18 protein-coding genes are annotated in these 24104 nt (G+C 31.6%); 6 read left to right on the top strand and 12 right to left on the bottom strand.

Going from position 1 to position 24104, the window contains the following annotated elements:
- Nucleotides 1-5: 5 nt before the first annotated feature.
- The 10 genes from recQ to F7018_RS12895 all read right to left on the bottom strand — a co-directional run bounded on the left by recQ (nt 6) and on the right by F7018_RS12895 (nt 12121).
- Complete coding sequence (recQ, locus tag F7018_RS12850; protein ID WP_394350033.1) at nt 6-2117, bottom strand: DNA helicase RecQ; 2112 nt, start codon at nt 2115-2117, stop codon at nt 6-8.
- A gap of 76 nt (nt 2118-2193) precedes the next feature.
- Nucleotides 2194-5364, bottom strand: a complete 3171-nt coding sequence (locus tag F7018_RS12855; RefSeq protein WP_150900466.1) for a S41 family peptidase — start codon at nt 5362-5364, stop codon at nt 2194-2196.
- 74 nt (nt 5365-5438) lie between these two features.
- Nucleotides 5439-6206: a tryptophan synthase subunit alpha gene (gene trpA, locus F7018_RS12860; RefSeq protein ID WP_150900467.1), complete on the bottom strand. Its 768-nt coding sequence runs from the start codon at nt 6204-6206 to the stop codon at nt 5439-5441.
- A 2-nt stretch (nt 6207-6208) separates the two neighbouring features.
- On the bottom strand, nt 6209-7387 hold the full coding sequence (trpB, locus tag F7018_RS12865; RefSeq protein ID WP_150900468.1) for a tryptophan synthase subunit beta: 1179 nt from the start codon (nt 7385-7387) through the stop codon (nt 6209-6211).
- Nucleotides 7368-7991, bottom strand: a complete 624-nt coding sequence (locus F7018_RS12870) for a phosphoribosylanthranilate isomerase (protein ID WP_246175176.1) — start codon at nt 7989-7991, stop codon at nt 7368-7370. Before F7018_RS12870 ends, trpB begins: the two co-directional genes overlap by 20 nt.
- 3 nt (nt 7992-7994) lie before the next feature.
- Nucleotides 7995-8783 carry an indole-3-glycerol phosphate synthase TrpC gene (trpC, locus tag F7018_RS12875; RefSeq protein ID WP_150900469.1) on the bottom strand — a complete coding sequence of 263 codons (789 nt, stop codon included), beginning with the start codon at nt 8781-8783 and terminating at the stop codon, nt 7995-7997.
- Between the two features lies 1 nt (nt 8784).
- The gene (trpD, locus tag F7018_RS12880; RefSeq protein WP_150900470.1) at nt 8785-9771 is read right to left on the bottom strand and encodes an anthranilate phosphoribosyltransferase; all 987 of its coding nucleotides are present in this window, start codon (nt 9769-9771) and stop codon (nt 8785-8787) included.
- 10 nt (nt 9772-9781) lie between these two features.
- Nucleotides 9782-10375: an anthranilate synthase component II gene (locus tag F7018_RS12885; protein WP_150900471.1), complete on the bottom strand. Its 594-nt coding sequence runs from the start codon at nt 10373-10375 to the stop codon at nt 9782-9784.
- A gap of 56 nt (nt 10376-10431) precedes the next feature.
- The gene (locus F7018_RS12890; RefSeq protein WP_150900472.1) at nt 10432-10728 is read right to left on the bottom strand and encodes a barstar family protein; all 297 of its coding nucleotides are present in this window, start codon (nt 10726-10728) and stop codon (nt 10432-10434) included.
- Between the two features lies 1 nt (nt 10729).
- Nucleotides 10730-12121 (bottom strand): anthranilate synthase component I family protein, encoded by a 1392-nt coding sequence (locus tag F7018_RS12895; RefSeq protein ID WP_150900473.1) that lies wholly within the window; start codon nt 12119-12121, stop codon nt 10730-10732.
- Between the two features lie 409 nt (nt 12122-12530).
- On the opposite strand from F7018_RS12895, the gene asnB reads away from it, so the two are divergent.
- Nucleotides 12531-14192 carry an asparagine synthase B gene (asnB, locus tag F7018_RS12900; protein WP_150900474.1) on the top strand — a complete coding sequence of 554 codons (1662 nt, stop codon included), beginning with the start codon at nt 12531-12533 and terminating at the stop codon, nt 14190-14192.
- Nucleotides 14193-14244: 52 nt separating this feature from the next.
- Here asnB and F7018_RS12905 read toward each other — a convergent pair whose 3' ends face one another.
- Nucleotides 14245-15213: a helix-turn-helix domain-containing protein gene (locus F7018_RS12905; protein WP_150900475.1), complete on the bottom strand. Its 969-nt coding sequence runs from the start codon at nt 15211-15213 to the stop codon at nt 14245-14247.
- A gap of 115 nt (nt 15214-15328) precedes the next feature.
- On the opposite strand from F7018_RS12905, the gene F7018_RS12910 reads away from it, so the two are divergent.
- Complete coding sequence (locus tag F7018_RS12910; RefSeq protein WP_150900476.1) at nt 15329-15994, top strand: hypothetical protein; 666 nt, start codon at nt 15329-15331, stop codon at nt 15992-15994.
- Between the two features lie 144 nt (nt 15995-16138).
- Here F7018_RS12910 and F7018_RS12915 read toward each other — a convergent pair whose 3' ends face one another.
- Nucleotides 16139-17305 carry a DUF3103 family protein gene (locus F7018_RS12915; protein WP_150900477.1) on the bottom strand — a complete coding sequence of 389 codons (1167 nt, stop codon included), beginning with the start codon at nt 17303-17305 and terminating at the stop codon, nt 16139-16141.
- Between the two features lie 519 nt (nt 17306-17824).
- Here F7018_RS12915 and gyrB point away from each other — a divergent pair.
- The 4 genes from gyrB (at nt 17825) to mdh (ending at nt 23990) form a co-directional block, all read left to right on the top strand.
- Nucleotides 17825-19762 (top strand): DNA topoisomerase (ATP-hydrolyzing) subunit B, encoded by a 1938-nt coding sequence (gene gyrB, locus F7018_RS12920; protein WP_150900478.1) that lies wholly within the window; start codon nt 17825-17827, stop codon nt 19760-19762.
- 114 nt (nt 19763-19876) lie between these two features.
- Nucleotides 19877-20917, top strand: coding sequence for a DUF6588 family protein (locus tag F7018_RS12925; RefSeq protein ID WP_150900479.1), 1041 nt, complete (start codon nt 19877-19879; stop codon nt 20915-20917).
- A 117-nt stretch (nt 20918-21034) separates the two neighbouring features.
- Nucleotides 21035-22954, top strand: coding sequence for an outer membrane protein assembly factor BamB family protein (locus tag F7018_RS12930; RefSeq protein ID WP_150900480.1), 1920 nt, complete (start codon nt 21035-21037; stop codon nt 22952-22954).
- Nucleotides 22955-23063: 109 nt separating this feature from the next.
- Nucleotides 23064-23990 carry a malate dehydrogenase gene (mdh, locus tag F7018_RS12935; protein WP_150900481.1) on the top strand — a complete coding sequence of 309 codons (927 nt, stop codon included), beginning with the start codon at nt 23064-23066 and terminating at the stop codon, nt 23988-23990.
- Nucleotides 23991-24104 lie beyond the last annotated feature (114 nt).

Consider the following 24104-nt stretch of genomic DNA (forward strand, 5'->3'; position numbering starts at 1 on the left):
AAAAATTATCTTCTCTTTTGTAAAATGGTAAGTCCAACTCTTATTTGTTCATAAGGAATTTTCTCTCCTAAAAACTCAAAATAAGGTTTTAACGCTGTTTCATTTCTCAGCACTTTTTTTGCATTGGCTATTAACTTTAATTCATCTGCTGATATAAACTCATCTAAACTTACATCTTTTCCTTCTAAGTATAATTTAGATAAGTGGGAAAATACTGTTGGTGACTTTAAACCTCTTTTCTCTGCAATTTCTTCAATTGAAAAGCCTTCTTTATATAAATTATATGTTTCTAATGTTGTGTCCTTTCTACCTCGCTTTTTTTCTTGTAAAAAAGTTCTTATCTCTTCCATAAACTCACCACCATATACTTCTAATTTTCGCTGACCTACCCCACTTATAGCTAAAAACTCACTATCAGTTTGTGGTCTTTCATTTTCTAGTTCTCTTAACGTAGCGTCACTAAACACCAAATAGGCAGCTATATCTTCCTCTTGTGCTATCTTGTATCGGAGTTTTCTTAAGCGTTCAAATAATGTATCTCGAACCACCTTAGTTGTTCGTCTAGCTTTAGTTCTTACTAATTTTTCTTCTTTGTTAATTTCTTTCGGTATTGTTAACTGGATTTTCTCTCCGTTAAAAAGTATTTTTTTTGAAAACTCTGTTAACTGTAGTGTATTATTTAAGTGAAATGCTATTTGACAATATCCTTGATTTATTAATTGAATTATATAATGTTGCCAGTCTTTCCAAGATATATCATTACCTACTCCATATGTTTTTAATGTTTGATAGTTTTTATCTAAAATCGTTGCATTTTTTGCTCCTCTAAGTACATCAATTACTGTACCCATGGCTTCTTTTTGCTGTAATCGATATATAGCCGATAATGCCTTTTGTGCTATGATGGTTCCGTCAAAAAACTTTGGTGGATTTTTACAAACATCACAATTTCCACAGTTTTCTTCTATCAACTCTCCAAAATAACTCAGTAAAATTTTTCGTCTACAAACAGTTGCTTCTGCAAACTGCTTCATTCGATCTAACTTAGCTTCTTGTACTTCTTTATTCCCTGTATTAGCTATAAATTGTCGTAATTGAATTACATCTGCATAACTATGAAACAACAACGCATTTGCAGCTAAACCATCACGTCCAGAACGTCCAATTTCTTGATAATAGCCTTCTATGTTTTTGGGCATGTTATAATGTATTACCCAACGTACATTGGACTTATCTATTCCCATACCAAATGCTATTGTTGCACAAATAATAGTAACATCATCCTTTATAAAATCTTCCTGTGTTTTTGCTCTTTCTTCAAAAGTTAACCCTGCATGATATGCCTTTGCATCTATATTATTCTGTTTAAGTTTTGAGGCTAATTGTTCTGTTGCTTTCCTACTTAAACAGTAAACAATACCCGATTCTTTGGGACGTCGATTGATAAATTGAATAATTTGTTTAATCCTATCATTTGCCGGACGCACTTCTAAACTTATATTCTTTCTATTAAATGAACTTACATATTTAGTCGCATTAGGTACGGCCAATTGCTCTAAAATATCTTCTTGAGTAGCTTTATCAGCTGTTGCTGTTAATGCAACAATTGGCACTTCTGGTAGTGACTTTTTTAAAAATGATAGTTGCTTATATGAAGGTCTAAAGTCATGTCCCCAAGCCGATATACAATGTGCTTCATCTATGGCTATACAACTAATATAAGCTTGGTTTAATACATTTTGTAATAATGGTAAACTTTCTGGAGCTACATATATCAATTTTACAGTTTTATTTACAATAGCATCAAACACTTTTTGTTGCTCTTCTACTGATTGACTACTGTTATAATATGTTGCAGGTATTCCGTTAGCTTTTAAACTATCGACCTGATCTTTCATTAATGCTATTAATGGTGAAATAACCAAGGTAATACCTTTGAAGAATAATGCTGGTAATTGATAACAAATAGATTTTCCTCCACCTGTTGGCATAATAACCAACGTATCTCTTTTATTTAATATGTTTTCGATGATTTTTTGTTGCTCTAATCGAAAACTATCATATCCAAAATTTGACTTTAACTTTTCTAATAAATCTTTTTCCGTTATCTCCATCATAAGGCAAAAATAGTCATAAAAAAAGCGTAGAATTTAAATTCTACGCTTCATTTTATTTACTTTAAACTTACTTCGTTTATTTCAAATCTTTTAGTAACACCTCAACTGCTTTCTTTAATTGTGCATCCTCATTTCTTTCTTTCCATCCTGGTGCATTCTTTACTAAATAATCTGGTACAGCTGGTGCTTCATTCTCCATATTCTTTCCTGATTTCTTTACAAACCAAGCTCTAAATGGCATACGAATAAATCCGTTTTGTAAGCCTTTTCCTCCTGTAGAAATTACAGCTCCAAATGTTGGTTGCCCAACTAACTTTCCTAATCCTAAGTTCTTAAATGCATGTGAAAAGATTTCTGCATTTGAATAACTGTTCTCATTACATAAAGCTACAACTGGCTTTGTATTTACTGATAAAATTGCACGCTCGTTAAAAGGATAGTTTTTTGTAAACTTTTTATTATTCTTTAAGCTTTTTGCTGCTCCTCTTGGTATTGTATATGCATGTTGATCTACATTTAACACTGCCATTAATCGGTCTGTAGTCCATCCACCTCCGTTATAGCGAACATCAATTACAATTCCTTTTTTACCATACCCACTTGCTTTTAATTCTCTTTCAAAACGTTCAAAACTTGGAGTATTCATCCCTTGAATATGGATATATCCTAATTGTCCATTTGAGTATTGATCTACTAGCTTTTTTCTAGACTCAATCCAAGCCTCATATTGTGCTCTTCTAATTGAACTTTGTGGACGAATAACTATTTCTTTACCTCCTTTTAAAGTTAATAAGACTTCATTTCCTTGAGTATTCTTTAATAAACTATAAAAGTTTGTGTTCTTTTGAACTTTTTGTCCATTTACGTGAGTAATTATATCTCCAATGTTTAATTTACTTTTCGACTTACTAGCCACGGTATTGTTTAAAACATACTTTACACGAGCTCCGTCTTTAGTATTTTCTACTTCTAAACCTAGTAATCCAATTTTTTCACTTTTATTTTTAGGTGTATTTCTTGCAAAATACCCCATATGACTTGCATTTAATTGCCCTAATAACAAGTTATACATATATGCATAATCTTGATATGTTGATGCTGATAATACCCAAGGTCTATACTTTTTAACTAAACCTTTCCAATCATATCCGTGAAATTCTGGATCATAGAAACCTGCTGTTAAAGCTCTTATTCCTTCATCAAAAACTTGAACATGCTCTTTTTCTTTATTTACAGTATACATAGCTGAATGTGGTAAACCTGTTACTTTATCAGATTTAGTATTCATTTGTTTTAATCTTCCCCCTGAAACAAAGTAAGCTTTCTTGTTATTTAAGGTGAAACCTCCTGCTCTTGATACTCCTTTTATTGCTTTAGACTTAGTTCCATCCCACTTAATCTTATACAAACCTCTTTTTTTAGTTGCTGGGTTTGTTGCTGAAAAATAGATAAACTCACTATCGGCACTAAACATTGGTCCGAACTCATTATCTTGTAAAGAAGTTACTTGTACTAAACGATCAAAAATTCTATCAGAATCTATCTTTACGTTTACTTTTTTCTTCTTTTTACCTTTCTTTCCTTTTTTACCAGATTTTTTATCTTCTTTCTTTTCTGGGTAATATGCTCCTTCTTTATGATCTACTTTTGATTTTTCCCAATCTTCTTTTTGCAACCATACCATCCATACATCATAATTAATTCCATTTCTATTAGAAATAAAAGCTAATTTCTTTCCATCAGCACTCCAAACAGGACTTCTATCACTACGAGGGTGCATAGAAACATTCATTTTCTTGTTTTTATCTGCTACAGATTGGATAAATATTTCACTATCAAAATCTAAATCTTCTTGAGAATATGCAATATACTTACTATCTGGACTCCAAGAAAAATCTTCAGTTGGTGCCCATGAATCTGAAAAAACTTGTGGTTTTACAACTTTTCCATCTTTGATATCAGCAATCATTAAAGTACCTCTTCCTACTTGATAAGCTATTTTTTTTCCATTAGGTGATACTATTGGATTATCAACATCTTCTTTACTTGATGTTAATTTAGTTACTTCCGTTTTTAAACTTCTTTGTAATCCTACTAAAGTATCCTTCGAAACTACACTATATAATTCATAATGTCCATCTCTATCTGATATAAAAACAACCGTTTTATCATCTAACCATTGTGGACTACGATCTCTAAAAGGGTGTTTACTTACATTGTTAGAACGCTTCTTTTCTTTATTATTTTCTTTAACAAAAATTTCTCCGTCAATCTCCAATGCTACTTTTTCACCATCAGGAGATACAGCATAACCAGATATTTTATTAGATACTGTTTTAGTTACTTCTTGTTCAAAACGATTATCCGAATAAATTCTTAAATTAACTTTTTGAGCTTTTCCGTTTTCTAATTTAAAAATATTCATTCCACTTAAGTAAACAATTGTTCCATTGTTACTTACTGAAAATGTACGGACTCCATCTTTTTTATGTGATGTTAATTGTGTAGCTGAGCCATTTACAGTTCCGTTTGCTGTAATTGATTGCTTATAAATATTATAGCGACCGCTTTTAGCTCCTATATAATATAAATTTCCTGCAGCATCCCAAGCTGGTGAATGATCATTTTTATTACTTGTAGTTATTTGGTTGTACTGTTTTGTTTGTACATTATAAATCCAAATATCTCTTTGTGCAGAACCTGAATAGTCCTCACGAGCAATTCGACAAGCTCCTTTTACAAAAGCTATAAACTTACCATTTGGTGATAATTGAGCATCTTCACCATACGCTGTTAACAATCTACTTGGAGTTCCTCCTTGTTGATTAACAGAATACATTTGTCCGTCCCATTCTGGACCTCTATAAACTCTCCTTGTATTAAATAACACATCCCCATCTTTAGTCCAATCAGTTGGAATATTGGCTGTTGGGTAATATGTTAATTGCTTAGGTAAACCTCCGTTTATTGAAGTTGTAAAAATGTTATCATTACCTTTTCTATTTGAAGAAAAAGCAATTTCAGTTCCACTTGTATTCCAAACAGGATTACTTTCATAAGCCTTATGAATAGTAAGTCTTGTTTGTTGTTGGTTTCCAAAATTATAAGTCCAAATGTCTCCTTGGTATGAAAATGCCATTTGAGATGCATCTGGACTTATTTCTGGTTTTCGAATAAAAGTGTTTTGTGCTACTAAAAAGCTGGAGCATAAAAATGCTGCTAGTATGGAAAAAGGTTTCTTAGACATTATTGTTTGTGTTATAAACCACTAATTTATAACATTCAATAATGCCTTTAAGAACTTTAAGTTTTTCTTAACAGTTAATTTTTAATTCCTGAAATAAATGTTGAAATATTATCAACTCCGTTTTTTCCCAACTCTTTTATAAATGCCGAACCTATAATTGCTCCATTCATATGCGTACAAGCTGTAGTAAATGTTTTATTATCAGAAATTCCAAAACCAACAATTAACTTACTTTGTAAATTCATGGCATTTATTCGATTAAAATAATCTATTTGTTGTTGAGAAATTTCTCCCTTTGCTCCAGTAATTGAAGCTGATGCTACTACATAAATAAATGCATTTGTTAGAGAATCTATCTTACGAATTCTTTCTTCTGATGTATGTGGGGTTATTAAAAATACATTGGTAATCCCGTAACTATCAAATAATTCATTGTAATGATTCTCATATTCAATCATTGGTAAATCTGGAATAATCACAGTATCTATACCGCATTCTTTTACCTTCTGACAAAATTCATGTTCCCCATATTTTATAATTTGATTCAAATACCCCATTAAAACTAACGGTGTCTTATTAGTATCTTTAATAGCCATTAATTGCTCAAATATCACATCCAAGTTCATTCCATTATTCAATGCTACTGAACTACTATGTTGTATGGTTGGTCCGTCGGCTAATGGGTCTGAATATGGCAAACCTACTTCTATAAAATCGACACCACTTGAACCTAACTCGGCTATTATTTTAGTTGTATCATCTAGCTTTGGGAAACCCGCTGTAAAGAAAATAGATAATAGATCTTGGCTTTTCTCTTGAAATATATTTTTTACTGAATTCATGATTACTCCTCTAAATGCTTAATATAAGTTTCTAAATCTTTATCTCCTCTACCTGATAAATTAATAATAATGGTTTGTTCTTTTTTCAAATCCATTTTAGGTAAAACAGCTAAAGCATGTGCACTTTCTAATGCAGGAATTATTCCTTCAATTTTTGTTAACTCATAAGCTGCTTCTAACGCTTCTTTATCGGTTGCATTCATAAACTTAGCCCTACTTGTTTCATGTAAATATGCATGCAAAGGACCAACTCCAGGATAATCTAATCCTGCTGAAATAGAATAAGGCTCCACTATTTGACCATACTCGTCTTGCATCAAAATTGTTTTACTTCCATGTATTACTCCTACCTCTCCTAATTGTGAAGTTGCTGCACTTTCTCCTGAATTAACTCCTAGTCCTGCTGCTTCTACCGCTATTAGTTCCACTTCTTCATCATCTAAATAATGATAAAAAGCTCCAGCTGCATTTGACCCTCCTCCAACACAAGCTATTACTGTATCTGGATTTTCTTTTCCTGTTTGTTCTTTTAATTGGGCTTTCATTTCTTCTGAAATCACCGCTTGCAAACGTGCTACCATATCTGGATATGGGTGCGGACCAACTACAGATCCTATTAAATAATACGTTTCTGGGTTTTGAATCCAATAACGAATTGCTTCATTGGTTGCATCTTTTAATGTTTTACTACCACTAGTAGCTGGAACTACTTTTGCTCCTAACATTTTCATACGAGCTACATTCGGAGCTTGGCGCTTAATATCGGTTTCTCCCATAAAAACCACACATTCTAAATCCATCAAAGCACATACTGTAGCTGTTGCAACACCATGCTGTCCTGCACCAGTTTCAGCTATAATTTTAGTTTTCCCTAAGTGCTTTGCTACCAAAATTTGCCCTATAGTATTATTCACTTTATGAGCTCCAGTGTGGTTTAAATCTTCGCGTTTTAAATAAATAGTAGCTCCATATTTTTCAGACAATCGTTTTGCTAAATATAATGGACTTGGTCTTCCAACGTAATGTTGTAACAAATCTTTATATTCTTTTTGAAAAGCCTCTGAACTAAGAATCTTCAAATAATTATCTTCTAACTCTTTTACGTTTGGATGTAATAATTCTGGAATAAATGCTCCTCCAAACTGTCCGTAATATCCTTCTTTAGTTGGTTGAAATTTCATTTTTAAATTTCTTTATTTTTTTTACCGATTTTAAACCAGCTTCTTTTTCAAACTTACTATTTACGTCTAGTGCATAAATTGGTAAATCTGTTTTAATAATGTTTTGTACTTCTTTTATTTCTTCCAATCCAATACCTCCACTTAAAAAAAATGGTTTTGTTGAATTGTAATTTTTTAAGACCGACCAATCAAATGTAACTCCATTACCTCCTCTTTCTTTTCCTTTAGTATCAAACAAGAAATAATCAACAACTGCCTCGTATGATTTAAGTATTTCAAAGTCAAATTCGTCTTTAATTCCAAAAACTTTAATAAGCTCAACTTTAGGTAAATGCTCTTTTAAACTTTCAATATAAGTTACTGATTCATCTCCATGTAACTGAACTGCTTCTAGCTTATATTCTTCAACAAGAGAAATTACTATTTCTAAATACTCGTTTACAAAAACCCCAGTTTTCTTAATATCTTTAGGTAATTGTGGAATAATTCCTTCAAAATTTCTTTTTGATTTATCGTAAAAAATGAATCCTAAATAGTCTGGCTGTAAACCTGCTACTTGTTGTATATTTTCTACATATTTCATTCCACATACTTTCAGTTTCATACCTTATCTAATTTGGCTGATAAACTCTTTACACGCCTCACCTGGGTTTTCTGTTTTCATGAAGTTTTCTCCTATTAAGAAACCTTGAAACCCATGCTCTTTTAATCCTGTAATAATTCTTGGATCTGAAATTCCACTTTCTGAAACTTTTAGAGCTGTATCTGGAATTTGACCTGCTAACTTTATCGAATGTTCTAAATCAACTTCGAAAGTTTTAAGATTTCGATTGTTAATACCAATAATCTTATTATCTAAATCATTTATTTTATCTAAATCTTCTTGTGTATGCACCTCATATAAAACTTCCAAACCTAAATCTGATGCTAACTGTCCATAGTTTTTCAATTCTTGTTTGGTTAAACAAGCAGCTATCAACAATACTACATCTGCTCCAATAGCTTTAGCCTCTACAATTTGAAAACCATCTACAATAAAATCTTTTCTTAAAATTGGTTTTACTTGATTTACTGTTCTAGCTTCTAATAAATCCGCCATAGAACCTCCAAAAAAAGAAGTGTCAGTTAAAATAGATTGCGCTGCTACATTGGCATCTAAATACCCTTCAGTAACTTCTACAACTGTAGCCTTATCGTTTATAATTCCTTTTGACGGCGATTGACGTTTAAACTCAGCAATGATTCCTGTTGAACCAACTTGTAATAAAGATTTTTTTAATGAAAATGATGAATTTTTAAAGTTTGGACTCTCTACCAACTTCTTAACAGGAACTTCAGCTTTTATTTTTGCTACTTCTGTTTTTTTAAACGCTATTATTTTATCTAAAATTGTCATTTTAACTTACTAGTTTTTCTAATGATTTTTTTGCTTTTAATCCAAACAATGAATCTTTTGCTTCTTCAAAAGCAACTTCAAAACTTTTATTTTTATCAAATGTTTTTAATGCAAATGCCGTATTTGTTAGCACTACATTATTCTGTTGTTCTGTTCCTTTTCCGTTAATAATATCTACAAATATTTTCGCTGCTTCTGCTACTGTGTCTCCTCCAAAAATATCTGATTGTAATATTTGTTTTTGACCTAAATCTGATGGCGAAATTTGTTGTTCTGCCTCTTTAGTAAACAATTTGAAATCACCCGTTAACGAAATCTCATCATAACCATCTAATGCATGTACCACTCCGTAATTTACACTAGACTGTTGCAACATATAATTATATACTCTAGCAACCTCTAAATTGAACACCCCTACTAATTGATTTTGTGGCGCACTCGGATTTACTAAAGGACCTAACATATTAAAAAACGTTTTTACTCCCAACTCTCTTCGTATTGGAGCTACTACCTTCATTGCCGGATGGAATAATGGAGCATGTAAAAAGCAAATATTTGCTTCTTCTAACTGTCGTTTTAATACCGATTCATCATTAGTAAATTGGTATCCTAAAAACTCCAACATATTTGATGATCCAGAAGCAGACGATACTCCATAATTACCATGCTTGGCCACTTTGTTTCCTGTTCCTGCAACAATAAATGAAGTTAAAGTTGAAATGTTAAATGTATTTTTCCCATCTCCTCCTGTACCACATAAATCAATAGTATTAAAATCTGACAAATCAATTTTTATGGCTAATTCCAATAAAGCTTCTCTAAACCCAGATAATTCATCTACAGAAACTGGACGCATCAAAAATACTGTAATAAATGCAGCTATTTGAGACGCATTATATTTTTCTTGAGCTATATTTATAAGTACTTCTTTCGATTGTTCTTTAGTCAATCGTTTTTGTTCGAAAAGCGTATTTAATATTTTTTTCATTTCAATGGCTTTAAGCTTGAAGCTTTAGACTTTCAACTGAATTAATAAAATTTTGAATCATCTTTTTCCCTTCTGGTGTTAAGATACTTTCTGGGTGAAATTGCACAGCTTCTAAATGATGTATTTTGTGACGCAATGCCATTATACTTTCATTATCATCAATAGCTGTTATTTCTAATTCTTCTGGAAAATTTGTACGCGAAGCAATCCATGAATGGTATCGTGCTGCTTCAAATGTTTCTGGAATATCTTTAAAAGTAATACAATCATCCTTTAAAACTTTCATCTCTGTAGCTACTCCATGAAATACATCATTTAAGTTTTCTAATTCACCACCAAAAACTTCTGTGATTGCCTGTAAACCTAAACACACTCCAAAAATTGGAATCTTTCCCGCGTAAGTTTTAATCGTTTCTTTTAAAATACCTGCCTCATCTGGAATTCCAGGACCTGGCGATAAAATAATAGCATCGTAATTTTTAATTTCATCAATTGAAATTTCATCATTACGATAGACGTCAGGTAATTCTCCAGTTATATCTTCAACATAGTGTACCAAGTTATAGGTAAACGAATCGTAATTATCTAATATTAATATTTTCATTTTTTTTAAGTATTGAATGACGAGTACATATCGTTATTTTTGGATAGACTCACTTATTAATTCATTGAAATGATTAACGATGGATTATCTCCTCTTTTTAATCTTCTATAATTGACAAAAGCCGAACACTCCAATAAATCGTTTAAAATTTTTCTATTCGTTTTTTTTAATATTTCACTGTTCTTTAATTCTAATACAACCATTTTGTATTCACTACAATAATCATCAACAGAATCTATCCAAGCATCCATGTTTTTCCCATAATAATTTGGAAAACTAAATGCTAATGCAAAAACATTATGAAAACTCTCTTTATCTAACACATCCGCTAAATTGACATTTATTTTCTTCATTTTATATTTCTTCCGCTAACACCAAAGCCTTCTTTAAGGCCGCCAATTTATTATTTACTTCCTGCAACTCATTTTCTTCTTTTGAATTGATAACTATTCCTGCTCCAGCTTGATAAAACAACGTATTGTTTTTACTTACAAACGAACGTATTGCAATGGCCTGATTTACATCTCCATTCAGTCCAATAAATCCAACACAACCTCCATAAAATCCACGTGTTTGATTTTCATATGTATCTATCAATTCCATTGCTTTGTATTTTGGAGCACCACTTAGAGTTCCAGCGGGAAAAGTATCTCCTACAATTTCTATTGGATTTCCAGTAATTTTCCCAGTAACCGTAGATACCAAATGAATTACATGACTAAAATACTGTACTTCTTTATAGGTTTCTACTGTAACATTTGTAGCGTGCTTACTTAAATCGTTTCTAGCTAAATCTACCAACATTACATGTTCTGCATTTTCCTTAGGATCGTTTGCTAATTCTTTTGCCAACTCAGTATCTTTTGCATCATCTCCCGTTCTTCTAAATGTTCCTGCAATTGGATTTATAATAGCTTCTTTTGCATTAATCTTTATCTGAGCTTCAGGCGATGAACCCATCAATTTAAAACTTCCATAATCGAAATAAAACAAATACGGTGATGGATTTATAGATCGCAGTGCTCTATATACATTGAACTCATCTCCTTTAAATTTTTGTTGAAACTGACGTGATAATACCAATTGAAACACATCTCCTCTTTTACAATGCTCTTTGGCTTTGGTTACACTATTTTTAAAGTCTTCATCTGTAATATTAGAAGTTTCACTTCCTTCAAAATTGAATTGATACTTTGCAAAGGATTGTGAATTAGCCAAATTCGAGATTTCTGATAATCGAGATTCTTCTCCTTCGGGAATATTCTCTATTAAAATCATTTCATTTTTAAAATGATTAATTGCAATTATAAATCGAAAGAAACTATACTGCAACATAGGTATTTCTGATGGTGCTTTTTTTGAATTCAATTTTATAGTTTCAAAATATTGAACAGCATCAAAAGTTGTATATCCATATAAGCCATTAAACGATTTGACTTCTTCAGTACAATCAACATCTATCAAACCACTAAAATTATCAAAATAATCATAAAAATTACGGTCTATAGCCTTTCTTTCTAACTCCTTTTTTTGATATGAAAATGAAATATCATTTCCTTCTGCTTTAATTGTTATTAAAGGCTCAATACATAAAAATGAGTAACTATTCTCTTTACTATGATAATCTGAACTTTCTAACAATAAACTATTTGCATATTTATCTCTTGTTTTTAAATACAAACTTACAGGAGTAATTGTATCTGCTAATTGTTGTTTAGATATTGTTGTAAACTTTATTTTATTCATTTTTAATTTTATTATAAAAAAAAAGGCTTATCATGAGATAAGCCTTTTCGTTGTATTATGGATATAACGGTATGGTCTCACTAACGTAAGTTATGAGTTCTCCACCACCAGTTATTTAATAATTGTTTCATCATTATGAAGCAAATGTATAACAGATTTTTAAAAATCCAAATTTTTATTTCAGTTTATTTCTAAAAAATCAAAAAAAGTAAGTTTAAAAAGCAAAACAACTGAAAAACGATTACACATTAACACAAATAACAAATTATAAGTTTTAATTTATAACTCAAATAACAAATATTGTTTTCAAAAAAAAACATCATTCGGTTATTTGTATCGAAATAATAAATGAAAAAACAAAATATGTTTCTTGATTCTATTTCGAGATACTAATTAAAAATATAAAACTATGTGTGGAATTGTATGTGCATTTGATTTAAAAGAAAAAACTGAACAACTAAGACCTCAAATCTTAGAAATGTCAAAGAAAATTAGACATCGAGGTCCAGACTGGAGCGGTATTTATAGCGACGAAAAAGCTATTATGGCTCATGAACGTTTGGCTATTGTAGATCCTGCTTCTGGACAACAACCTTTATTTAGTGAAGATCGTCGTTTTGTCTTAGCTGCTAATGGAGAAATATACAACCACAAAGAGTTACGCCCACAATTTAACGGAAAACACACATTTTTAACACAGTCTGATTGTGAGGTTATTATTGCTCTTTACAAACAAAAAGGTGTTGAGTTTTTAGATGAATTAAATGGTATTTTTGGTTTTGCAATCTACGATTCTATTACTGACGAATACTTAATTGCTCGTGACCATATGGGAATTATTCCATTATACATGGGATGGGATAAAAAAGGAACTTTTTATGTAGCTTCTGAACTAAAAGCTTTAGAAGGAGTTTGTAACAAAATTGAAGTATTTCCTCCGGGTCACTACTACACTCGTGAAGACGGTTTACAACGTTGGTACTCTAGAGACTGGATGGAGTACGAAGCTGTTAAAGACAACCAAACATCTATTGATGAACTACGTGATGCTTTAGAAGCTGCTGTTCACCGTCAATTAATGAGCGATGTTCCTTACGGAGTTTTACTTTCTGGTGGATTAGACTCTTCTATCACTTCTGCCATTGCTAAAAAGTATGCTGCTAAGCGTATAGAAAGTGGCGATACTAAAGACGCTTGGTATCCTCAATTACACTCATTTTCTATTGGATTAGAAGGATCGCCAGATTTAGCTGCTGCAAAAAAAGTATCTGATCATATTGGTACAATTCACCATGAAATTACCTTCACTATTCAAGAAGGTTTAGATGCTATTCGTGATGTAATTTACAACTTAGAAACCTACGATATTACTACCATCCGCGCCTCTACTCCAATGTATTTAATGGCTCGTGTTATAAAATCTATGGGAATTAAAATGGTATTATCTGGCGAAGGAGCTGATGAAATTTTTGGAGGATATTTATATTTCCATAAAGCACCTAATGCTGAAGAATTCCACAAAGAAACTGTTCGCAAACTTGATAAATTATATCAATATGATTGCCTTCGCGCTAACAAAAGCTTAATGGCTTGGGGAATTGAAGGACGTGTTCCTTTCTTAGATAAAGAATTTATGGATGTAGCAATGCGTATTAACCCTGAAGATAAAATGATTAACGGAGAACGTATGGAAAAATGGGTATTACGTAAAGCCTTTGAAAGTTATTTACCTGAAGAAGTTGCTTGGAGACAAAAAGAACAATTTTCTGACGGAGTTGGATACAGCTGGATTGACACTTTAAAAGAATTAGTTGAAACCGCAGTAACTGATGAAATGATGAAAAATGCACAACATCGTTTCCCTACTCAAACACCTAGAGCTAAAGAAGAATACTATTATCGTTCAATATTTGAAGAGCACTTTTCAAGTGAAACGGCAGCTTTAACAGTTCCTTCTGTTCCATCAATAGCATGTAGCACACCTACTGCATTAGCTTGGGATGCCAGTTTTCAAAACATAAACGAACCTTCAGGCCGTGCAATTAAAGCCGTGCATGAAGATGCTTATTAAATATATTTTAAAATTTACAATCGAAAAAATCCTACCATCTGGTGGGATTTTTTTATTCAAAATCTAAAACATTTTCTGCTTCAATTAACTTTTGTAATGCATTTACTTTCTCCATCATTTTATAATAAAACACATTTTGCTCTTTTTCCCCCGCTGTATTTAATAATTTTGAATGATACAATTGCTTATTAAAATATTTTTTTGCTTCTAAACAGGTTTGTTTATCACTTGTTGAAAAATAGGAAAGCATTGAACTAGGAACAAACAACTTTTGCTGTTTAGGTGTTGTAACTAACACATTGTTATTCATTAATAACAACTCATTATAATACAACTTAAAAGACTTCTTTTTTGAAACAACTTTTAATGAAATATCGTTTAATAATTGTTTTAAATCCTTACAAATTTTAATTGCTGTTTCTCCCGAAAGCTGACCTGCTTTATAATAAAAATGGATTTGCTTTAACGTACTATTTATTGTAGTTGTATCCCAAATCTCTGTAATAGATAAATCACGATATAAATCCCCCAGTCTTTTTGCCGATTGTAACGTAGATAAACTCGGATGATAGCTATCAAAACTTTTATTTCTAAAACTTTTATCGAGAAGTTTTAACCATACATAAAACTTAAAACTACTCAACACACTAGAAGTTAGTGTATAAAAAATGGGTATATCTTTTGCCGAATAATACACTTCACTTTTATCTACATTCAACAAAGGTAACAATGATTGATATGAACTCTCAAAATAATACTGCAACTCTTTTTCATTAGTTATTTGTTTTGTTTTTTGTACTGAGACAAAATTTTTCTTTGACATACCAAACAAACTATCTAACGACAAATTAAAATAACGAGCTAATAAAACACTTTCTTCTAAAGTAAACTTACTCTTCAAGCTCGTACGTCTATGCGCGGCATCGTAACTAATATCTAATGCTGTAGCTATTTCACTATTAAGAGAATCACGTTCCGCTAACCCTTCTTTAATCTTCTGTAATAATATTTCTTGAAACATATAACAACATTTTTTATTTGTGATAATCACAAATAAAAATACTAAAATTTGTTTTACAAACAATTAAAAGTGTGTTAATCACAATAATTTTGAAACATACTAAAACCCAGAACCTATGAAACAAATACTTTTAATAACATCCTTGCTTATTACAATTTCATGTATAAGTCAATCGAAAAAAGACTCTTTAACAACTAGATTAGATTCAAAATCATTAAATAAAGATTCTCCTAATTACCTAGAAAGAATTGTATTCAAAGTAGGTGGTGGTTTGTTTATTCCACAAGGAAATTTAAATACTTATTTTGGGGTAGCTCCTCTTATTGAATTAAACGCAAATTTTCCTATTAAAGAAGAAAAATCTATAGAACTAGCACTTCAATTCGTGATTCCTAATCAAAAACAAAACTTCTTGTACTTAAGAACTATTGACACCCTGCAAGTTAAAAGCAAAATGATGATTAATCTTTTTATCAACCTAAAAAAGAAATTATATAGTAAACATAATTCTACAATAGATATATCATTAGGAATTGGTGGTTCTACAATAAGAACTGACGCCAGAAACCCCTCATACACTGGAAGAAAAGATGAAGAAAAATACGAAATGGTTTCCTCCTTATTAATCAGTCCTGGAATTAATTGGCATCATCAATTTAACACCAAAACAAAAATCACTTTTGGTTTAAACCTTCAATACTCCCCTTATAAAGTAGAAGGCGCCTTAAGAGAAGACATAGGAACTTTCGGTATCATTCCAAAAATCTTATTCACATTTTAACCTCATTAGCAAAACCATAAGAAAAATACAATCATTCGCCACCAACTACATTAATTTAGAACTCAAAAAACCAGTTATTCTTTATTTTTAAAACAAAAAAAGCATCCTAATATAGGATGCTCTTCTTTATGCATAATTACACAATTAATTAGATGCAACAAAGAAAGGAGATAAATTCACCTTTGCATTTCCTCTTGCACCATAATGGTTGTTATAATTTTTATTTTTTTCAATAGTGTAGAAAGAATCAACATAATCATCATTATTAGTATACCATTGATCTGGCATAGCTTGGATAATTGCTCCAGCAACTTGCCCTAAAACATTTACCCAAGGCTGCGTTGCTACTGTTCCTATTATTTGAAAAACTCCACTAACAATAGTAGAAACTAAACTTTTATAATTTACATTATCATCTTTTTCAAACAACTGGATATTTGCAGCTTGATACTTATAATCATCCCAGAATAATAATATTTGATTTGGATAATAATCGGTACCATCGTGATCTAAATAGTACATTGGAATTACTTTTATTTCTGGTTTATTTGCAGCGTCTTTAATTCCAGAAGTAATAGCATACACTTCAGCAGCACCACTTATCCATGGCTCCTCATCGTTATTCAATCTAATCTTGTCTAACTTCGTAGTCTCTAATCCTGAATTTCTTGGCGATACTGGGCTAAAATCCATATTAGATTTAGTTAGTCTTTCATTTTGCACACCTTCTTCTTGAAGATACTTATTCATATAAGCCACTTCCTTTTTCAAAGTCTCAAAACCATTAGTCTCAATTACAATAACTGCTTGCTCTGGAGCTTTTTTAGCATCTAAAAGGACTAATTCCTTATCCATAGTATAAGCTTCTACTGTCGACCAGTTTTTTTCTTCTCCTTCAGGCGCAAAAGAGAATAACACTTTTGAAAAATCAAGTTTCTTCTTAGGATTATGCATCCAAACTTCTAAAATTTCAATTTTTTCTGGAGCAAAATCAGCACTTGCTCTCTCTTCTAAAGTAGTTGTTTGAGTAGCTAAACTTTTATAAGCTTCTTCAGTACCTACAATACTTTTTGTTTCATCTAAAATTTTAGATAACGCAACACTAGGCTGTTGAGCTTCCAACATACTAATTGTTTTGTTCATAAAATCTTGATTCTTCATTAAATCAATGAATTTGAAAGCTACTTCTTTCTTATTCACATCATCTAACTCTGTTTGTTGATTTGGGGTATCTAATTCATTTGAATTAGTACAACTCACTAATAACATTGAAGCCAAGAAGGCTTTTACTAAAAATCGGGGGATTCTCATTTTTTAAAAATTTAATTTATTAATATCGAGGTCAAACATACAAAAATTACATTATATTATGTTAAAAATGTTAAATTTTTACAATTAATTAATCTTAAATCAACAAACACTAACTAATCTTTACCAAAACACAACTATTTAATGAATTTTAGTTAATTTCTCTTAATTTGACTATTTTTAAATTACCTCACCTGTATTCACTAAGCTAAAACCTTCTTTTTAAGAGTTTTTTCGTGTTTTCGATTTTCAGAATTAAATAAAAAAAACAACCTTCAATTTTAAGCACGTTTTTAAGCCATTTAACAGACTTTCTAATAAAATATATTTTTGACAATTTCTCAAACAAAACAGCTTAAAAACTTTATTATCAAGTTTAAAAACTGTAGATTTGTAAGGATAAATAATCGCAAAACGCGGTTATTTTTTATGTTATTGAATATTGTTTCTCATACGATTTTAATCAGTTAGGAATTTCAAAGAATAACATTCAGAAAACAAATTAATTTTTAACTCTAAGAAATGAGCGAAGAAAAAAAGCATAATTATTCAGCCGATAGTATTCAAGCACTAGAGGGGATGGAGCACGTAAGAATGCGTCCATCGATGTATATTGGAGATGTTGGTGTTCGTGGTTTACATCATTTAGTTTATGAGGTAGTTGATAACTCTATTGATGAAGCTTTAGCTGGTCATTGTGATACTATTTCAGTAGACATTAATGAAGATAATTCTATCACCGTTCGTGATAATGGACGTGGTATTCCTGTAGGAATACATAAAAAAGAAGGAGTTTCTGCACTACAAGTTGTAATGACTAAAATTGGTGCTGGTGGTAAATTTGACAAGGATTCATATAAAGTTTCTGGTGGTTTACACGGTGTTGGTGTATCTTGTGTTAACGCACTTTCAGACCACTTAACTGCCACAGTACATAAAGAAGGAAAAATTTGGCAACAAGAATACGAAAGAGGTAAAACATTATACCCAGTAAAAACTATTGGTGAAACTGATTTTACTGGAACTATTGTTACTTTCTTACCAGACAGATCTATTTTTCAGCAAACTACAGAGTACAATTACGATACATTAGCTACTCGTATGCGTGAGCTAGCTTATTTAAATAAAGGAATAACAATTACCTTAACTGATAAGCGTAACAAGGACGATGAAGGAAACTTCATAGCTGAAACATTCCACTCTACAGAAGGTTTATCTGAATTTGTAAAATATTTAGACTCTACCCGTGAGCAATTAACAGCTAGTGTTATTGCAATGGAAGGTGAGAAAAACGGAATTCCTGTTGAAGTAGCTATGGTATATAATACTTCTTATTCTGAAAACTTACATTCTTATGTAAACAATATTAACACTCATGAAGGAGGAACACATTTATCTGGTTTTCGTCGTGGATTAACTCATACTTTAAAAAAGTATGCTGATGAATCTGGATTATTAAAAAATGTAAAGTTTGATATCTCGGGAGATGATTTTCGCGAAGGACTTACCGCTATTATTTCTGTAAAAGTAGGCGAACCTCAATTCGAAGGACAAACTAAAACTAAGTTAGGAAACAGGGAGGTTACTTCTGCTGTTTCTCAAGCAGTTTCAGAAATGCTAACTGACTACTTAGAAGAAAATCCTAACGACGCTAAAACTATTGTTCAAAAAGTAATTTTAGCAGCTCAAGCACGTCATGCAGCTAGAAAAGCTCGTGAAATGGTGCAACGTAAAACTGTAATGAGTATTGGTGGTTTACCTGGTAAATTATCTGACTGTTCTGAAACAGATCCTGCACAATGTGAAATTTTCCTTGTCGAGGGAGATTCGGCAGGTGGTACTGCAAAACAAGGACGTGATCGTAATTTCCAAGCAATTCTTCCTTTAAGAGGTAAAATCTTAAATGTTGAGAAAGCAATGCAACATAAAGTTTTTGAAAATGAAGAAATCAAAAACATGTTTACTGCACTGGGTATTACAATTGGAACAGAAGAAGACCCTAGAGCTTTGAACCTATCTAAGTTACGTTACCACAAAGTAGTTATTATGTGTGATGCCGATGTCGACGGATCTCATATCGCTACCTTAATCTTAACCTTCTTCTTCCGATATATGAGAGATATGGTAGAACAAGGTTACATTTACATTGCTACTCCTCCTTTATACTTAGTTAAAAAAGGACAAAAACGTGAGTACGCATGGGATGACAATCAACGTGATTTAATCGCTCAGAAAATGGGTGGAGGTGTTAATATCCAACGTTATAAAGGTCTTGGAGAGATGAACGCTGAACAATTATGGGACACTACAATGAACCCAGAGTTTAGAACACTACGTCAAGTTGTTGTTGATAACGCTGCTGAAGCCGACAGAGTATTCTCTATGTTAATGGGTGACGAAGTTCCTCCTCGTAGAGATTTTATTGAAAAAAATGCCAAGTACGCTAATATTGATGCTTAGTTTTTTTGGAACACTATAAATAAAAAACTCAACCATTTTGGTTGAGTTTTTTATTTTACTAATAACAGTATTCTCTTTTTTATACATTTGTCACCTAATTAACAACTTAGTAACATGAAAAAAATTACTTTATCCCTTTTAACAATTTTCAGCTTAGTTTTTAGTACAAAAGCTCAAGATGGTTTTGAGCAAGCTATTTTAGGTAACACAAAAGATGCAGGAAATCTTATTCAAGCATATTTCAACCCAGGCATAGAAGGTTCAATAAATAGTATGAATTCAGGATGGTACCACACCGCAAAAGTTCATAAAAAATTTGGTTTTGATATTACTATCGGATTAAATGGTAGTTTTATTGGGTCTGAAAAAGAAACTTTTAATATCCAACAAGCCTTAGGTCCTGGATCTTCAATTACTTCAACATCCACAACTGCCTCTACTTTTGCAGGCCCAGACACTCCTACTACATTTACAGTTAGTAGAACTATAGATATTGGAGGAACACCACAAGTTGTTACTGCAGATTTTGAATTACCAGGTGGAATAATAAGTGATTTTCCAATAAAGGCAATACCAACCTACGCTGTACAAGTAGGTTTAGGATTACCATACAAATTTGAAGTTATGGCTCGTTTCTTTCCTGAAACAAAATTTGGTGATGATGGAGGAAAAATAAATATGTTTGGTATAGGGCTTAAGAAAGAAATAACCAGCTGGTTTGGACCTTTAGACAAATTACCATTACATGTTTCTTTATTAGCTGCTTATACTAATTTAGATGTAAAATACGGTTTTGGAAGTCAAACTACCGGAGCTTTAACAGTTCAAAACGGTGCTGGAGAATTTGGTTTATCAGCTTTTTCTTTTCAAGCAATCGCTTCTTTAAACTTCCCAATAATTAATGTATTTGGAGGTATAGGATACAACACCGGTAATGCAGATTTAAGAATGGTTGGTACATACACTGGTACATTTAACCATGCTGGTGGAACAGAGCAAGTAGCCTTAACTCCACCTAGTTTAGAATTTAAATCAAGTAGTTTTAACACAACTATAGGTGCAAGAATTAGTTTAGGATTTTTTAAGCTTTTTGGTAGTTATTCTTTACAAGATTACAACACTGTTAATGCCGGAATAGCTTTCAGTTTTAGATAAACTCTTATTTGTTAAAAAAATCTTAATAAAAAAAGAACTTTACTCTAACGAGTGAGGTTCTTTTTTTTATTTTCGAAACTCAATTATTAAAAAGAAATTATCAATATTAAAAAGATTATGAAAACAAGATTACTTATTTTATTATTCCTAACCTCTTTTTTAGGACATTCTCAAAAAGAGCCAGACCATACGCTTACATTAGATAGCAAAATTAGTAATGTTTACCTACACAATTTAACAGGAATACCCGTAGCAACAACAGATGGTGGCGTGTATGGAGTTAATGGTGAAACTGGGCAAAAAATATGGGAATTTAAAGAAACTGGTTTTGTTAAAAGCCTTAATGCTCTTGGACAAACTTCTGAATCTTCATTTAGAGAAATAGCCCTATCACCTTTTGGTAAATTTGGTCAAACAATTTTCAATATTAAAACCGGCCATAAAATTATAGATGATAAAACCAATGATTATAAAGGTATATTTTCTAACAAATTTGTATTTGGTAAAAACGCTATTTTATTTTTTGCAAAAACTGATAAAACTGCCGCAAAACTTTTCTTAGTTAGTATAGAAAACGACAACATTCTTTGGGAGAACGCTATTAAAACTAATAAAAAACTAGGTAGTTTATTATCAGGAGGAGCATCTATCAGTAATTTTGTACAAAACGATAATCGAATAGCTTTTTCTGCAGGAAAAACAGTATTCCTAGTAAACAAAGAAGACGGGGCTATTATTGTTTCAGAAAAGTATGATGCAGGAAAATTATTCTTTACAGAAGATAATAAATCTTTAATTGCTGTAGAAAACAAAAGCAGCTCATTAATCGGAGGAGCTATAAAAGCAGGATTTACTATGGGACTTTCTTTATTAGGAAAAAAAGTTATTGGTAAAGAATTAATTGCCTTTGACGTTAATACCGGTAAAGAAGTATGGAAAAAAGCTATTAAACTTGACGAAGGTTTTGTAGACTACCAATTTGAAGATGGAAAACTTTTCTTAATTCATGAAGACGGAGCTAAATTATACGATTATCATACAGGTAAAGAAGCTTGGAAAAAAGAATTTAAAAGAAAAAAAGTAAAAGGTGTTGAAAAAACTAATGAAGGTTATATCGTTTATTACAAAAACAAAAAGCATTTAGTAGACAACAACGGGAAAAAAATATGGAAAAAACCTCAAAGAGTAATCAAAAATGTAGATTTCGATGTAGATGATGAAGAAGAGTTCACTACATTTTCTTATGACAAAGGAACTATTTTTGTGACTCCAAATAGAATTGAATATTTTGAAAAAGGAAAAGAAAAAAGAATATACAAGATTAAATTAGATGAAAAAAGTGATAAACTAACTCATCATGAAAAAAATAATTCTTTAATTTTATTGAGCGGAAAAAAATTATACATTTTAAACCCTGATAAAGGCCTTGGAAAAGATCAAGTAAAAAAGATTGATTTTAATGATGCTAGTAAAATAACCTCAGTTGAAATAAGAGATAAAGGATACTTCATCAACAGTAACTGGGAATATGTAATTACCGATTTTGAAGGAAATACAATAAAAAAAGAATATTTTAAACAACCTGGAGAAGGACTTAGACATTTAAAGAATTTTGGTTCTTATGCATTAGGCTTTACTGGTTTTGGAATGCAAGGACTTGGACTAGCTAACGCTACATATGGGTCAGCACTTGTTGGATCTGGAGCATTTGTTGGTAAACAAAACACTATGAATCGTGGTGTAAAACACATAAACAAAGGTAAATCTCAATTCAACCAAGGAACAATGATTTCTGAAGTAGGTGAACTATTGTGGGACGGTGACCGTTACAATGCTTTTAAGGGCACCAAAAACAATGCTTTCTTCTATGCTAACAAAGATGGCAAAAAAGTTCTAGTTCAAGTAAATAAAGACTCTGGTAACACAATTGAAACTTATGAATTTGGCATAGATAAACCTAAATACAAAATAGATAAACCCGCTAAAAAGATTTATTTTTCAAAAGGAAAAGATTTAAAAATATTTAGCTATAACTAATCATTTTAAAGCCCATTGAAATTTCGATGGGCTTTTCTTTTTATATCCTTAGGCAAATCGCTATTTTTGTGCATCTTAAATTAATCATCACAATTAAAATATAAATAAAATGAAAGTAACAGTTGTAGGAGCAGGTGCTGTAGGTGCAAGTTGTGCAGAGTACATTGCTATTAAAAACTTCGCATCTGAAGTTGTATTAGTTGACATTAAAGAAGGTTTTGCTGAGGGTAAAGCTATGGACTTAATGCAAACTGCTTCTTTAAACGGTTTTGACACTAAAATCACAGGAACAACAGGAGATTATAGTAAAACTGCTGGGTCTGATGTATGTGTTATCACTTCTGGAATTGCTCGTAAGCCAGGTATGTCTCGCGACGAGTTACTAGGAATTAACGCTGGAATTGTAAAAACAGTTTCTGCTAGTTTAATTGAGCACTCTCCAAATACAATTATCATTGTAGTATCTAACCCAATGGATACTATGACTTACTTAGTTCACAAAACTACTGGATTACCTAAAAACAGAATTATTGGTATGGGTGGTGCTTTAGATTCTGCACGTTTCAAATATCGTTTAGCAGAAGCTTTAGAAGCCCCTATTTCTGATGTTGATGGTATGGTTATAGGTGGTCACTCAGATAAAGGAATGGTTCCTTTAACTCGTTTAGCTACTCGTAACTCTGTTCCTGTTTCTGAATTTTTATCAGAAGAACGTTTAGAGCAAGTAAAACAAGATACAAAAGTAGGTGGAGCAACTTTAACTGGTTTATTAGGAACTTCAGCTTGGTATGCACCAGGTGCTGCTGTATCAGGTATGGTTCAAGCAATTGCTTGTGATACTAAGAAAATATTCCCTTGTTCTGCTTTATTAGATGGAGAATACGGTTTATCAGATTTATGTATTGGTGTACCTGTTGTACTAGGAGCTAACGGTATTGAAAAAATCGTTAACATTAACTTAAGCGAAGAAGAAAAAGCACATTTAACAGCATCTGCAGAGGCCGTTAAAAATAACAATGCTGCTTTAGACATCTAAAATTAGCTTCAAAACAAATAACAAACCCCTGAATAATGAACTTATTCAGGGGTTTATCTTTATAAAAATATGTTAAAATCTAACTATAGTTGTAAGAAATTTAAATTCTATACG

The sequence above is a fragment of the Tenacibaculum aiptasiae genome (assembly GCF_008806755.1).
GTDB lineage: Bacteria > Bacteroidota > Bacteroidia > Flavobacteriales > Flavobacteriaceae > Polaribacter > Polaribacter aiptasiae.

Bases quoted from the DNA above. Each gene is read 5' to 3' on its own strand.
- gyrB (WP_150900478.1), top strand. From the start codon at position 17,825: ATGAGCGAAGAAAAAAAGCATAATTATTCAGCCGATAGTATTCAAGCA.
- F7018_RS12910 (WP_150900476.1), top strand. From the start codon at position 15,329: ATGAAACAAATACTTTTAATAACATCCTTGCTTATTACAATTTCATGT.
- trpB (WP_150900468.1), bottom strand. From the start codon at position 7,387: ATGAAATTTCAACCAACTAAAGAAGGATATTACGGACAGTTTGGAGGA.
- F7018_RS12930 (WP_150900480.1), top strand. From the start codon at position 21,035: ATGAAAACAAGATTACTTATTTTATTATTCCTAACCTCTTTTTTAGGA.
- F7018_RS12890 (WP_150900472.1), bottom strand. From the start codon at position 10,728: ATGAAGAAAATAAATGTCAATTTAGCGGATGTGTTAGATAAAGAGAGT.
- F7018_RS12885 (WP_150900471.1), bottom strand. From the start codon at position 10,375: ATGAAAATATTAATATTAGATAATTACGATTCGTTTACCTATAACTTG.
- mdh (WP_150900481.1), top strand. From the start codon at position 23,064: ATGAAAGTAACAGTTGTAGGAGCAGGTGCTGTAGGTGCAAGTTGTGCA.
- F7018_RS12870 (WP_246175176.1), bottom strand. From the start codon at position 7,991: ATGAAACTGAAAGTATGTGGAATGAAATATGTAGAAAATATACAACAA.
- F7018_RS12855 (WP_150900466.1), bottom strand. From the start codon at position 5,364: ATGTCTAAGAAACCTTTTTCCATACTAGCAGCATTTTTATGCTCCAGC.
- F7018_RS12905 (WP_150900475.1), bottom strand. From the start codon at position 15,213: ATGTTTCAAGAAATATTATTACAGAAGATTAAAGAAGGGTTAGCGGAA.
- asnB (WP_150900474.1), top strand. From the start codon at position 12,531: ATGTGTGGAATTGTATGTGCATTTGATTTAAAAGAAAAAACTGAACAA.
- F7018_RS12925 (WP_150900479.1), top strand. From the start codon at position 19,877: ATGAAAAAAATTACTTTATCCCTTTTAACAATTTTCAGCTTAGTTTTT.
- F7018_RS12895 (WP_150900473.1), bottom strand. From the start codon at position 12,121: ATGAATAAAATAAAGTTTACAACAATATCTAAACAACAATTAGCAGAT.
- recQ (WP_394350033.1), bottom strand. From the start codon at position 2,117: ATGATGGAGATAACGGAAAAAGATTTATTAGAAAAGTTAAAGTCAAAT.
- trpD (WP_150900470.1), bottom strand. From the start codon at position 9,771: ATGAAAAAAATATTAAATACGCTTTTCGAACAAAAACGATTGACTAAA.
- trpA (WP_150900467.1), bottom strand. From the start codon at position 6,206: ATGAATTCAGTAAAAAATATATTTCAAGAGAAAAGCCAAGATCTATTA.
- F7018_RS12915 (WP_150900477.1), bottom strand. From the start codon at position 17,305: ATGAGAATCCCCCGATTTTTAGTAAAAGCCTTCTTGGCTTCAATGTTA.
- trpC (WP_150900469.1), bottom strand. From the start codon at position 8,783: ATGACAATTTTAGATAAAATAATAGCGTTTAAAAAAACAGAAGTAGCA.